The organism is Amycolatopsis sp. NPDC039088 (genome assembly GCF_055598845.1).
Window position 1 is genome coordinate 14,560 of the sequence record NZ_JBVKAE010000002.1, and the last position, 11,653, is coordinate 26,212.

16 protein-coding genes are annotated in these 11,653 nt (G+C 67.7%); 11 read left to right on the forward strand and 5 right to left on the reverse strand.

Features of this window, described 5'->3' with window-relative positions; translation table 11 throughout:
* Positions 1 to 2 precede the first annotated feature (2 nt).
* From ACZ7KI_RS02350 to ACZ7KI_RS02360, 3 genes are read left to right on the forward strand one after another with little or no spacing between them, the layout of a single operon-like run.
* A complete protein-coding gene (locus ACZ7KI_RS02350; protein ID WP_470271460.1) occupies positions 3 to 371 on the forward strand; it encodes a VOC family protein in 369 nt (122 codons plus the stop codon).
* Positions 372 to 404: 33 nt separating this feature from the next.
* Positions 405 to 782: a TFIIB-type zinc ribbon-containing protein gene (locus ACZ7KI_RS02355; RefSeq protein ID WP_074038212.1), complete on the forward strand. Its 378-nt coding sequence runs from the start codon at positions 405 to 407 to the stop codon at positions 780 to 782.
* A 2-nt stretch (positions 783 to 784) separates the two neighbouring features.
* On the forward strand, positions 785 to 1,411 hold the full coding sequence (locus ACZ7KI_RS02360; protein ID WP_470271461.1) for a P-loop nucleotide/nucleoside kinase family protein: 627 nt from the start codon (positions 785 to 787) through the stop codon (positions 1,409 to 1,411).
* A gap of 86 nt (positions 1,412 to 1,497) precedes the next feature.
* On the opposite strand, the gene ACZ7KI_RS02365 is transcribed toward ACZ7KI_RS02360, so the two are convergent.
* Both ACZ7KI_RS02365 and ACZ7KI_RS02370 read right to left on the reverse strand, forming a co-directional pair.
* The gene (locus ACZ7KI_RS02365; RefSeq protein WP_470271462.1) at positions 1,498 to 1,761 is read right to left on the reverse strand and encodes a hypothetical protein; all 264 of its coding nucleotides are present in this window, start codon (positions 1,759 to 1,761) and stop codon (positions 1,498 to 1,500) included.
* A 115-nt stretch (positions 1,762 to 1,876) separates the two neighbouring features.
* Positions 1,877 to 3,007 (reverse strand): methyltransferase domain-containing protein, encoded by a 1,131-nt coding sequence (locus ACZ7KI_RS02370; protein WP_470271463.1) that lies wholly within the window; start codon positions 3,005 to 3,007, stop codon positions 1,877 to 1,879.
* Positions 3,008 to 3,158: 151 nt separating this feature from the next.
* Here ACZ7KI_RS02370 and ACZ7KI_RS02375 point away from each other — a divergent pair, with 151 nt between their 5' ends.
* The 5 genes from ACZ7KI_RS02375 to ACZ7KI_RS02395 all read left to right on the forward strand — a co-directional run bounded on the left by ACZ7KI_RS02375 (position 3,159) and on the right by ACZ7KI_RS02395 (position 6,653).
* Positions 3,159 to 3,590 carry a helix-turn-helix domain-containing protein gene (locus ACZ7KI_RS02375; RefSeq protein WP_470271837.1) on the forward strand — a complete coding sequence of 144 codons (432 nt, stop codon included), beginning with the start codon at positions 3,159 to 3,161 and terminating at the stop codon, positions 3,588 to 3,590.
* Positions 3,587 to 4,276, forward strand: a complete 690-nt coding sequence (locus ACZ7KI_RS02380; RefSeq protein WP_470271464.1) for a hypothetical protein — start codon at positions 3,587 to 3,589, stop codon at positions 4,274 to 4,276. Before ACZ7KI_RS02375 ends, ACZ7KI_RS02380 begins: the two co-directional genes overlap by 4 nt.
* Before the next feature lie 85 nt (positions 4,277 to 4,361).
* Positions 4,362 to 4,655, forward strand: a complete 294-nt coding sequence (locus ACZ7KI_RS02385; RefSeq protein WP_470271465.1) for a DUF2516 family protein — start codon at positions 4,362 to 4,364, stop codon at positions 4,653 to 4,655.
* A 13-nt stretch (positions 4,656 to 4,668) separates the two neighbouring features.
* Positions 4,669 to 5,223: a YbaK/EbsC family protein gene (locus ACZ7KI_RS02390; protein WP_470271466.1), complete on the forward strand. Its 555-nt coding sequence runs from the start codon at positions 4,669 to 4,671 to the stop codon at positions 5,221 to 5,223.
* On the forward strand, positions 5,220 to 6,653 hold the full coding sequence (locus tag ACZ7KI_RS02395) for an aromatic amino acid lyase (RefSeq protein ID WP_470271467.1): 1,434 nt from the start codon (positions 5,220 to 5,222) through the stop codon (positions 6,651 to 6,653). Before ACZ7KI_RS02390 ends, ACZ7KI_RS02395 begins: the two co-directional genes overlap by 4 nt.
* Positions 6,654 to 6,782: 129 nt before the next feature.
* On the opposite strand, the gene ACZ7KI_RS02400 is transcribed toward ACZ7KI_RS02395, so the two are convergent.
* The gene (locus tag ACZ7KI_RS02400) at positions 6,783 to 7,499 is read right to left on the reverse strand and encodes an ABC transporter permease (RefSeq protein ID WP_470271468.1); all 717 of its coding nucleotides are present in this window, start codon (positions 7,497 to 7,499) and stop codon (positions 6,783 to 6,785) included.
* Positions 7,496 to 8,182 (reverse strand): ABC transporter permease, encoded by a 687-nt coding sequence (locus ACZ7KI_RS02405; protein ID WP_465501043.1) that lies wholly within the window; start codon positions 8,180 to 8,182, stop codon positions 7,496 to 7,498. Before ACZ7KI_RS02405 ends, ACZ7KI_RS02400 begins: the two co-directional genes overlap by 4 nt.
* 149 nt (positions 8,183 to 8,331) lie before the next feature.
* On the opposite strand from ACZ7KI_RS02405, the gene ACZ7KI_RS02410 reads away from it, so the two are divergent.
* The 3 genes from ACZ7KI_RS02410 to ACZ7KI_RS02420 all read left to right on the forward strand — a co-directional run bounded on the left by ACZ7KI_RS02410 (position 8,332) and on the right by ACZ7KI_RS02420 (position 10,942).
* On the forward strand, positions 8,332 to 9,252 hold the full coding sequence (locus tag ACZ7KI_RS02410; protein WP_470271469.1) for an ABC transporter substrate-binding protein: 921 nt from the start codon (positions 8,332 to 8,334) through the stop codon (positions 9,250 to 9,252).
* Between the two features lie 151 nt (positions 9,253 to 9,403).
* A complete protein-coding gene (locus tag ACZ7KI_RS02415) occupies positions 9,404 to 9,838 on the forward strand; it encodes an SRPBCC family protein (protein ID WP_470271470.1) in 435 nt (144 codons plus the stop codon).
* A gap of 105 nt (positions 9,839 to 9,943) precedes the next feature.
* Entirely contained in the window at positions 9,944 to 10,942 is a 999-nt protein-coding gene (locus tag ACZ7KI_RS02420; protein WP_470271471.1) for an NADP-dependent oxidoreductase, read from the forward strand.
* 77 nt (positions 10,943 to 11,019) lie between these two features.
* Here ACZ7KI_RS02420 and ACZ7KI_RS02425 read toward each other — a convergent pair whose 3' ends face one another.
* Entirely contained in the window at positions 11,020 to 11,649 is a 630-nt protein-coding gene (locus tag ACZ7KI_RS02425) for a pyridoxamine 5'-phosphate oxidase family protein (RefSeq protein WP_470271472.1), read from the reverse strand.
* Positions 11,650 to 11,653 lie beyond the last annotated feature (4 nt).

The following is an 11,653-nucleotide window of genomic DNA, read 5'->3' on the forward strand; positions in this document are numbered from 1 at the left end:
GCATGGGTGCGGTACCGACCTTCGGCGCGGTGGCCCTCGACTGCCCGGACCCGGTCGCGCTGGCGGAGTTCTACCGCGAGCTGCTCGACTGGAAGGCCGCGGAAGTCGCCGAAGACGGCCATTGGGTGACGCTGCGGAACCCGGAAGGCGGCGCGCGGTTCTCGTTCCAGCGCGTCCTGGACTACCGCCCGCCCGCGTGGCCGTCCGCCGAGAACCCGCAGCAGGCGCACGTCGACCTCGACGTCACGGACCTCGAAGCGGGGCACGAGCGCGCGCTGGCCATCGGCGCGAAGCTGCTCGACGACTCCCCGGAGGACTTCCGCGTGTACGCGGATCCGGCCGGGCACCCGTTTTGTTTGTGTGCCTGCTGACCAGGGCCGCGAAAAATGCGTAATCTCTGATACGTGATTTGTCCGAAGTGTCAGAACGTCATGAAGACCGTCGACAAGAACGGTATCCACATCGACCAGTGCCAGGGATGTCGCGGCATCTTCCTGGACAGGGGTGAGCTGGAAGCCATCGCCGGCGCCGAGAACTCGTACTACGCGGGTGGGCACGCGCCGCCTCCGCCGTACCAGGGAGGTGGGCACGCGCCGGCTCCGCACTACGGACGGCCCGACTCCCCGCGTCCCCACCGCGGCGGTTACGCCGACTCGCCGAAGGGCTACCGGGGCGGTTACGCGGATTCGCCGAAGGGTTACCGCGGCGGCTACGCGGACTCTCCGCACGGGTACGGCCACAAGCGTCGTAAGGGCGGTTTCCTCGAGGGTCTCTTCGACTGACCGTGGTCCTCGATCTCAAGATCTGCCCGGCCTGCGGTGATCGCGCCGAACGGCCACGAGTCGAGAGCGGGCTGCTGGTGTGCGCGAAATGCGCGCATCGGTGGCCGTTCCGGCGGCTCCCGCTGTTCGCGCTGACCGGCCCGAGCGGGGCGGGGAAATCGACGGTCGGGCCCCGGCTGGCGGACCGGCTCGGCGAGCTGGCCCTCGTGGTCGAACAGGACGTGCTGTGGACGGGGGCGCTGCGCGACGACGTCCCCGGCCACCCCGCGTTCCGGTCGACCTGGCTGCGGATGGCGGCGATGCTGCACCAGAACGGGCGGCCGGTCGTGCTCTGCGGCACCGTCGCGCCGCCCGAGTTCGAGCGCTTGCCCGAACGTGTCTTCTTCTCCGACATCCACTACTTGGCGCTCGTCAGCGAGCCCGAAGCCTTGCGCAAGCGCTTGCTGGCGCGGCCCGCCTGGCGCGAGTGGGACGAGGAACGGGTCGAGGAGATGCTGGAGTTCAACGAGTGGCTGCAGCGGGAAGCGCCGTCGCTGGAGCCGCCGGTCGAGTTGTTCGACACCACCCACATCCCGGTGGAGCAGACGGTGGACCGGGTCGAAACGTGGGTGCGGGACCACCTGACGTGAGTGGCGCACTGCCTGTGTGAACTCGGCCGCCAGGCAGGTGCGGGTCCGGAATCCGGCCGGCACCTGCCTTTCATGGCCGCTGAGACCTATCGGTAGATCCAGGTCGCCCAGAAGGGACCGGCGCCGTCATCGCCCTCGAGGCACCGCCCGGGAGGATTGATGTACGTCCCCGCCAGATAGAGGCAGTCGTTGTGCCCCTGATCGGTGTACGGGAAAATCTTGACGATTCGCCAGGACGCCTGGACGGTGATCGGGGACTCCGAAGCCGCGGCCGGAACGCCGGAGCCGATGAGGCCGACCGCGGCGCCGGCCGCTATCAGCCCGGTGATGGCCATCTTTCGCAAACCCATGCTTTTCCCTCCAGTTGATCTTGCGAGGGCAGTTTCCCCCAGATCGACGGCGCTCGGCGTTTGTTTCGCGGAATTTGACTCCTTTTGCCGCAGGATCTGGAGTGACGTTGACGGCTCAGGGTGACAACGGCCAGGTGCGGCCGTCGGGTGAATCCAGCCAGATCACCTGGTCTTCGCCGTCGAGGCTGAGCCCGAACCGGTCCCGCCACGGCTCACCGAGTTCGAACCATTCCTCCTGCGCGCTTTCGACCAGTTCCCAGAGCCGTCGAGGACCGCCTTCGGCCACCTCGAACCCGTCGCCCCGTTGCCGATGCCGCACCCATGAGCCGTCCGGGTGGACCAGCGCGGTGTTCCGGCCGTCCCGCAAGGCCGTCACGCCGGGAAGCTGGAGCCCGGCGAAGAACTCGAAGCGGCTGCGGACTTCGGTGATGGCCCTCATCGGCAACCGGGTCGGCCGCCAGGCCGCTTCGCCGTCGGGCACCTTCGACGGTTTGAACCGATGCGCGCGCAGCGGCATGAAGCGGCCGTCGCGGGCGAGCACGCGTCCGTGTCCTGTCGCGCCTTCGCCCGCGACGATCCGGACGAGCCCGCCGCCGATGGGCCGGTTCAGCGTGGTGACGATCAGCCCGCCCGGCACCGTCTGTTCCAGCCAGGCAGGCGGAATCGACGACACCGAGCAGGTGCACAGGATCCGGTCGTAGAGCACGCCGGCCGGGTATCCCTCGGCGCCGTCGGCCGCGGCGCACGAAGGCGCGTACCCGGCCTCCGCGAGCCGTTTGCGCGCGGTGGCCACCAGCTCCGGGTCGATGTCCACTGTGTACACGAGTCCGGAGCCCAGGCGCTGGCACAGCAGGGCGGCGTTGTAGCCGGTGCCTGTGCCGATTTCCAGCACTCGATGCCCGTCGGCGACCCGGAGCTCCTCGAGCATGATCGCCATGATCGACGGCATGCTCGACGAACTCGTCGGCGTGCCCGGCTGCGCGCCGAGGTAGCGCGCCCGTTCCCAGAGGCCGGAATCGTCATCGAGCTGGATGACGAGCACGTCGGGCGAGTAGGCCCTGGCCAGCCAGCCGTCGTCGCCGCTCTGCATCGCGGCCCAGCCGTCCGCCACCGGGACGAAGAAGCGCGGCAGGAAGACGTGCCGGGGCACGGTGCGGAAAGCGGTCATCCAGTGCGCGTCGTGCAGTACGCCTTCGGCGAGCAGATGCTCGACGAGGCGCCGCCGTAGCCGCGTCGCACTCGACATCCCTCCACCGTAGCGGGGTGAGCGCCAACACACCCGATGGTTGCAAGCAGAGTGCTTGCAATAGCTAGCACTCGGGCGTAGCGTTGAAGACGTCGCGAGGAGGTGACCGATGTCAGACACCAACCGGGACCAGCCCGCATCGGGTGGACCGATGGAGAAGGTCGCGGACATCGCTTCCGACATCGGCGAGTACATCCGCCAGCAGCGCAGCAACGCGAAGATCTCCTTGCGGCAGCTGTCGAAACTCGCCGGCGTGTCCAATCCGTACCTGAGTCAGATCGAGCGCGGGGTCCGCAAACCCAGCGCGGAGATCCTGCAGCAGATCGCCAAAGGCCTGCGTATCTCGGCCGAGGCGCTCTACGTGCAAGCGGGAATCCTCGATCTGCCGATGGGCGGCCCGGTCGGCGACGCGATCCGCGCCGACACCGAGCTGACCGAACGGCAGAAGCAGGTCCTGCTCGACGTCTACGAATCGTTCCGCCGCGAGAACGCCGTCGCGAAGCCAGAACAGGCGGCGCAGGCGAAAAGCACAGCCACAGTCAAGATCGAAAACGAAGCCGTCGAATCCAAGGAGTCAGCATGACCACGGCCACGAAGAACAAGACCGAGCGCAAGCACAGCGCCCTCGACCAGGTCCGCACCCCGCTGCTCGCCGCCCTCGGCGCCGGGAACCTGGCGGGCCAGGCCGTCGTCGACGCCGTGTCGAAGGCCAAGGAGCGCGTCGTCGAGGGCAGCGAGACCGCCCGCAAGAACATCGAAGAGCTCCCGCACGACGTCGAGGGTCTCCGCGAGAAGCTGGACCCGGCCGAGCTGCGCAAGGTCATCGACGAGTACACCGAGGCCGCGCTGAAGCTGTACAACAAGCTGGCCGAGTCCGGTGAGCAGGCGTGGGACAAGATCGCCACGCAGCCGCAGGTCAAGAAGGCCATCGAGCAGCTCGAGGACGCGCTGAGCACCGCGCAGGACCGCGTCGAGGAAGCCACCACCGACGCCCGTGAGCGCATCGACACCGTGCTCGGCAAGGTCACCAAGGGCACCCGCTCGGTCGGTGAGAAGACCGCCCGCAAGGTGACCGAGGTCGCCGGCGAGATCGCCGACGAGGTCGAGGAGATCGGCGACGACCTCGCGCACGAGACCCGCTCGGCTTCGCGCAAGGTCGCCAACAAGACCGCGCCGAAGACCACCACCCCGGCGCGCCGCACCACCACCAGCACCACCAGCCCGGCCGCCAAGAAGCCGGCCACCGCGCCGAAGACGACCGAGAAGTAAGGTCCGCGTGAATCCCAGGGCCCCTGGTACCGGCTTCGGTACCAGGGGCCCGGGCCATTCGCCCGGTTTGACGTAAGCTGACTTCGTGTTCGTTGCCACCTGGATCCTCATCGCCATTCACTGGGGCGGCGCACTGACGGGGCTGTTCGCTTTCGTGCATGCGCTGCTGCAGCGCGCGGACGCGTATTCGGCCGCCGACCGCAAGACCAAACCCATCTGGATGCTCATCACCGGCGGGGCGACCGCGGTGCTGACCATCTTCGAGTTCTACGGCGGCGGCATGATCCTGTGGCTGCCCGCACTCGTCGCGGTCCTGGTCTACCTCGTGGACGTCCGGCCCAAGCTCATCGAGGTCCAGCGCGGCGGCCGCAACTGGTGACTATCGTGGCGGTGTGACTGACTGGACCATCGCCGGAAGCCTCACCGTCGTCCCCGCCCCTTCGCGCCCGGACCTGCTGGCCGAGCCCGTCGCCAAGGCGCTCGCCGCCCTTGCCGATCCGGACGCCGTCGGCGTCACCGAGATCGATGCCGAACTGGCCGACACCGCCGCCTTCTGCGAGGCCTACGGCTCACCGCTTTCCGCGTCCGCGAACTGTGTCGTCATCGCCGGCAAACGCGCCGGTGAAGTCCGGTTCGCCGCCGCGATGATCCTCGCCACCACCCGCGCCGACGTGAACGGCGTGATCAAGCGCCGCCTCGACGTGCGCAAGGCGTCCTTCGCCCCGATGGACGAAGCCGTCTCGATCACCGGCATGGAGTACGGCGGCATCACGCCGGTCGGGCTGCCAGAGGGCTGGCCGATCCTGATCGACCAGCGTGTCGCGGACGAGCCCGAGCTGGTCATCGGAAGCGGTATCCGCGGCAGCAAGCTGCTGATCTCGGGTGCGGCGCTCGCGTCCCTGCCCGGCGCCGAAGTGATCGACGGTCTCGCTCGTCCCATCGAGTGAGGCTGTCCACAAAGGACTTCACACTGAGCTCGGCGTTCGAAGCCGAGTTCCTCGAGGTCGATCCCGCGTTGCTCACCAGGCTCGGTGAGAACCGCGCACGCGTTCTCGCCGCGCTGTCCGACCGTCCGGTCTACGGCGTGAACACGGGCATGGGGCGGCTTGCCGGAATTTCCGTGGACGGCTCGGCCGGACACCAGCGGAACCTGCTGATCGGCCGGGCCGTCGGCGGACCGCCGTGGCTCTCGGCCGAAGAAGTGCGCTGGCTACTGCTGGTGCGCCTGCGGGATCTGCTCGCGCCGGAGGCGGGTGCGAGCCCGGAACTGGTGACGTTCCTCGTCGACCGGCTGAACGAGGGGTTCACGCCCGCGGTGCCGAAGACGGGACTGGGCAGCGCGGGCGAGATCATCCCGCTGGCGCATGCCTTCCAGACGTTTCTCGGCGTCGGAACCGTGCTGGTGGACGGCGTCGAGACACCCGCGTCGGAGGTGCTGGCGAAGCCGTATGAGCTGGGCCTCAAAGAAGGGGCGACGCTCATCCAGGGCTCGCCGCTGGCCGAGACACTCGCGGCTTTCGCGCTGCCCGAGGTCCATCAGGTGGTGGATTTCCAGACGCTGGCCGCCGCTATCGCGATCGACGTTCTCGGTGCGCCGCAAGCGGTTTATCGCCCTTCGCTCGCGGGAGACGACTGCGTGCTGGAGTCGGTGCTGTATGAGATCACCGGCTTGCTCGACAGTGCCGAGACGCGCTCAGGCGTCGTGCAGGCGCCGGTCTCCGTACGCGTCGCGCCGCGGGCGATCGCCCATCTGACGCGGGTCAACGGTGAGCTGCGCGAGGCCATGCGGCGTTCGATGCCGACCGACTCGCCTGCCTTCCTCGACGGCGAATTCGTGTCCACGACGGGTTTTCACGCCGTCGAACTCGGCCTGCGGATGGACGCGGTGACGGCGGCGCTGGTGCATCTCGGCGAGGTGAGCGTCCAGCGGACGCACCGGTTGCTGGACGAGCGGTTCAGCGGGTTGCCCGCGCAGCTGGCGGTGGATCCGGGGCCGCAGGCGGGGCTGGTGCCGTTGCACAAACGCGCGGTGGGGGAACTGCACGCGCTGCGAAGGCTGGCCACCCCGGCGACGGTGGGTTCCGTCGACACTTCCGCCGGGCAGGAGGACGTGCAGGCGTTCGCCTGGGCGGCCGGGAATCAGCTCCGGGAGGCGTGTGCGCGGATGTTCGCCATCACGGCCTGCGAGCTGATCACGGGTTCGCAGGCGCGATTCCTGGCAGCCGGACAAGGTGCTTCCGGACTTCGGACCGCTTACGAGTGGCTCGGGTCGCTGGTTCCGCCGGTCGTGGTGGATCGGTCGCTGGGGCCCGAGGTGACCGCGTTGATCGCCGTCCTGCGGGACTCGTACTTCGACGACCTGACGACGTTGACCTGAGCTCGTCCGACGGTAGCGAAAGCCTCCTTCACTACCCTCAGAGTAGGCAAGGAGGCCTTCACTACCAAGAGAACGCGTACACAGGAGCGACACCGGCCCCACGCCGCGACACGTTTGACTTACCCCTCACTAACCGCGGACTTCCGCGCGGGATCGGACGGCCAGTCCCCGCGGAGTCACCAAGCGAGTGATGAGCGCGAAGGCGGCCTCGCACACCAAAGCCAGTACGACGACGGCGATCCCGCCTGCCAGGATCTCGCCGTGGCCGGGATCCCCGAGCGCGAAACCGTCCACAATGTACCGGCCGAGCCCGCCGCCGTCGTTGACGATCGCGCCGATCGCGACGGTGGCGACCAGTTGCAGGAACGCGACGCGAGCACCCGCGAGAATGACCGGAGACGCGAGCGGCAACTCCAGGCGCAGCATGATCTGCCACTCGCGGTAACCCGTTCCGCGTGCGGCGTCGATGGTTTCCTGCTCCAGCTGGATGACGCCCGCGTACGTGTTCGTGAACAACGGCGGCAGCGCCAAAGCCACCAGCGCGAGCATCAGCGGCCAGAACGTCGTGTCGACTTCGAGCCGGGAAGCCAGGAACCAGAACAGGATCACCAGCCCGAAACTGGGGATCGCGCGGCCGATGTTCACCGCGCTCGTCGCGAGGAACTGCGCGCGCCGGTAGTGCGCCAGCCACAACGCGGGCGGGATGGTCAGCACGGCCGAGATCACCAAGGCCAGCAAGGAGAACTGGAGATGTTCGACCGTCCGGTACGGCACGCCTGCCGGGTCGGTCCAGCTCCAGCGGCCCGGTTCGCCGAACCACTCGATGGTCTGGTCGATGATGCTCATCGCGACGCCGCCTTCCGCGACCACGGCGCGAGGGCGCGCCCGCCGAGCCACAGCAGCAGATCCACCACGACGGCGAGCACCACGGAAAGCCCGACACCGACGATGATCGACGTCGGATTCGGGGTGGCCGTCTGGATTCCGTTGCGGATGAAGTAACCCAAGCCGCCCTTGCCGAGCATGGAAGTCACCGTCACGAGCCCGATCGTGGTCACCGCCGCTACCCGCAGCCCCGCCATCACCACCGGCAGCGCGAGCGGGAGTTCGACCTGCCACAGCAAGCGCGAGCGCGTGAAACCCATGCCTATCGCGGCTTCGCGGACTTCCTTGGGTACCTGTTCGACGCCGGTGACGATGTTGCGGATCAGGATCAGCAACGTGTAGGTCGCCAAGGGGATCACCGCGGTGGTGAAGGACGTCAGGCCGGTGAACGGCACCAGTACGGCGAAGGCGCCGAGACTCGGTATGACGTACAGCGAACCCGCCGTGCTCAGCGCGACGACGTAGAACCATCGGCGACGCAGCGAAACCACGGAGATACCGACCGACACCACCAGTCCGATGGCCAGCGCCGCCGCGGTCAGCGTGATGTGCTCACCGAGCCGATCGAGGATCTCGTCGAAATGACGGTCCACCCAGCGCCATTCGAACAGCGGCCGCCCGCTTTGGGCAGGCACGGGGAACACGGAGGACGCTCGCACCGGCCGACCCTACCCCGTTCGGAGGGCTCGATTCCGTCTGTCGGGAGCGAAAAGGGCGGAACTCTCAAAATGTGGATTCTGTCGGTACCCGGAGATACTGTCCATTCCTCTGATCGAGTCATAGGAGTGTGCACGTGCGCTGGACACGGAATGTTCGAGTGGGCGCGGTGCTCGCCGCCGCCGTCCTCGGGATGACCGCCTGCGGGGGTGGCGACGACGCAGCGGCTCCGGCCGCGCAGAGCAAGGGCGGGGCACCGATCGTCGTCGCCTCCTTCAACTTCACCGATAGCCTGATCCTCGCCGAGCTGTATGCGAACGCGCTGGAGGCCAAGGGCTATCCGATCACCCGCAAGCTGAACCTCGGTTCGCGCGAGCTGATCTACCCGGCGCTGAAGTCCGGGGAACTGCAGTTCATCCCGGAGTACCAGGGAGCCGCCATCACCACCGGCTTCGGCAAGGAAGCCGCGAAGGACGCGGCGGGCGAGCACGAGCAGCTCAAGAAGCTGTTCGAGCCCGAAGGGATCGGCCTGCTGGACTACTCGCCGGCGGAGGACAAGAACACCTACATCGTGAAGGCCGATCTCGCCAAGGAGAAGGGGCTCGCGAAGATCAGCGATCTGTCCAAGGTCGACAACGTCATCGTCGCGGGCGGCCCGGAGTGCGAGAAGCGGCTTCCCTGCTTCAAGGGCTTCACGGACGTGTACAAGCTGAAGGCCACGTTCCAGACCGTGCAGGAAGCGGGCCCGCGCGTCGAGCAGCTGCGATCCGGCAAGGTCACCGTCATCCCGGTCGACTCGGTGAGCCCGCTCGTCGGTGACCCGCAGTTCGTGGCGCTGGAGGACGACCTCGCCATCGTCCCGACCGAGAACGTCGTGCCGGCGGTGAACAAGAAGGTGCTCGACGAGCGCGGCGCCGACTTCGCGGCCGCCGTCAACGCCGTCAGCAAGGCCCTCGACACCGCGCAGCTGCGTGAGCTGAACAAGCGCGTCGACTCGGACGGCGAGAAGCCGGGCGACGTCGCGAAGGACTGGCTGAAGGAGAAGTCCCTCATCTAGTCCTCTCGCGCGCGCCATGAAAGGTCCTTTCCTTGCGAAATTTCGCAAGGAAAGGACCTTTCATGGCGTCCGGGGCAGGGGGCGCCCGCTCCGGTCGCACTCAGCGGTGGAATCGTGGACGCTGTCTTGCACACGGGTGAAAGGGAGTGGGATGGGAAAGGTCACGGCCATCGCGGAGCGCACCATCGAGGCGCCGGTCGACAAGGTCAGGGCGCTCGTCGCGGACTACGCCGAAACCCGCCCGAAGCTGCTGACGGAGCACTACCGCGACTACGAGGTCATCGAAGGCGGCGTCGGCGCGGGCACGAAGGCGCGCTGGAAGCTGCAGGCGACCTCGAAGCGCGTACGGGACGTCGCCGCGACGGTGACCGAGCCGTCCGAAGGCACCCTCGTGGAAACCGACGCGAACTCCAGCATGGTCACCACCTGGACCGTCCGCGAGGTGCCAGAGGGCAGCCTCGTCCACATCGAGACGACTTGGGACGGTGCGGGCGGCATCGGCGGCTTCTTCGAGAGGACCTTCGCGCCCGGTGGGCTCAAGCGGATCTACGAGGGAGTTCTCGGCAAGCTCGCCGAGGTCGTGTAGCGCTCGCCACAATCGGAATGGTCGCCCCGGTTAGCTCGTTGTACCGGTAGTGAATACGGGGCGATCGCCCCGCTTGTGTTTCGCAACAGACTTGGAGTCACCCCCGTGAACGCAACCGAGATCCGGCTCGCCTCCCGTCCGCACGGTGTCCCGACGCTCGAGAACTTCGAGATCGCGGACGTCGAGATCCCGACCCCCGGCGAGGGGCAGCTCTTGGTCCGCAACCAGGTGCTGAGCGTGGACCCGTACATGCGTGGCCGGATGAGCAGCGCGAAGTCCTACGCCGCGCCGTACGAGGTCGGCAAGGTCATGGAGGGTGGCGCCGTCGGTGAGGTCGTCGAGTCGACCGTCGACGACTTCAAGCCGGGCGACATCGTGCTGCACGGGCTCGGCTGGCGTTCGCACGCCGTCGTCGCCGCCAAGCACGCGGTGAAGGTCGACCCCGATGCCGCGCCGATCTCGGCGTACCTCGGTGTCCTCGGCATGACCGGGCTCACCGCGTACGCCGGGCTGCTGGAGGTCGCGGAGTTCAAGGAAGGCGACACCGTCTTCGTATCCGGCGCTGCGGGCGCTGTCGGGTCCGTCGTCGGCCAGCTGGCGAAGCTGAAGGGCGCGAAGCGGGTCATCGGCAGCGCTGGCTCGGACGACAAGGTCAAGTGGCTGACCGACGAGCTGGGCTTCGACGCGGCGTTCAACTACAAGGACGCCCCCGTCATCGAGCAGCTGCGCGCGGCGGCGCCCGAGGGGATCGACGTGTACTTCGACAATGTCGGTGGCGACCACCTCGAAGCGGCAATCGACTCGATCAACCTGCACGGCCGGATGGCGATCTGCGGGATGATCTCGGTCTACAACAACACCGAACCCGCCGCGGCGCCGCGGAACCTTTCGCAGATCATCGCGAAACGGTTCACCATGCGCGGCATGCTGGTCGGTGACCACTACGCGCTGCAGCCGCAGTTCGTCAAGGAGGTCGCGCCGCTGGTCGCCTCCGGCGAACTCAAGTACTCCGAGACCATTGTGGACGGTATCCGCAACGCGCCGCAGGCCTTCCTGGACCTGTTGGGCGGGGCGAACACCGGCAAGATGCTGGTCCGCGTCTGACCCACGTCCCAGTGCAATGAAGGGGCCTTTCATCGCAAAATTTGCGATGAAAGGCCCCTTCATTGCACGCGGGGGGCTCAGTACTGCGTCGTGAGCGCCCCGTGCGTCAGCGTCGCGTCCAGTTCCTCGGCCGTCACGTCCAGCTTCATCTGGTCGCGGAAGATCTGACCGGCGGTCGGCAGGCTGGACCGCTCCGGCCACGTCTCCGGTTTCCACAGCGAAGACCGCAGGAACGCCTTGGCGCAGTGCACGTACAGCTCTTCGACCTCGACCAGGATCGCCAGCTTCGGCCGCTTGCCCTTGACCACGAGGTCGTCGAAGAACGGCGCGTCCGCGACCAGTTTCGCGCGGCCGTTGATCCGCAGCGTCTCGTTCATCCCCGGCACCACGAACAGCAGTCCGGCGTACGGGTTCTCGATGATGTTGGTCTGGCTGTCGAGCAGTTTGTTGCCGGGCCGGTCGGCCAGCACGAGCGTCCGGTCGTCGAGCACCTTCACGGAACCGGCCGGGTCGCCGCGCGGGGAGACGTCACAGGTCCCCTCGGACGATGCCGTCGCCAGCAGGTAGAACGGCGAGTGTTCGATGAGCGTGCGCGCGTGCGGGTCGATGAAGGGGATGATCTTCCCCTTGGTCCGCTCGGCCGGGTGGCCGAGATGCTCGCGCAGCGCTTCGTGCGTCTCGATCACCTGGATCTCTGGAGTCCCCATGGAC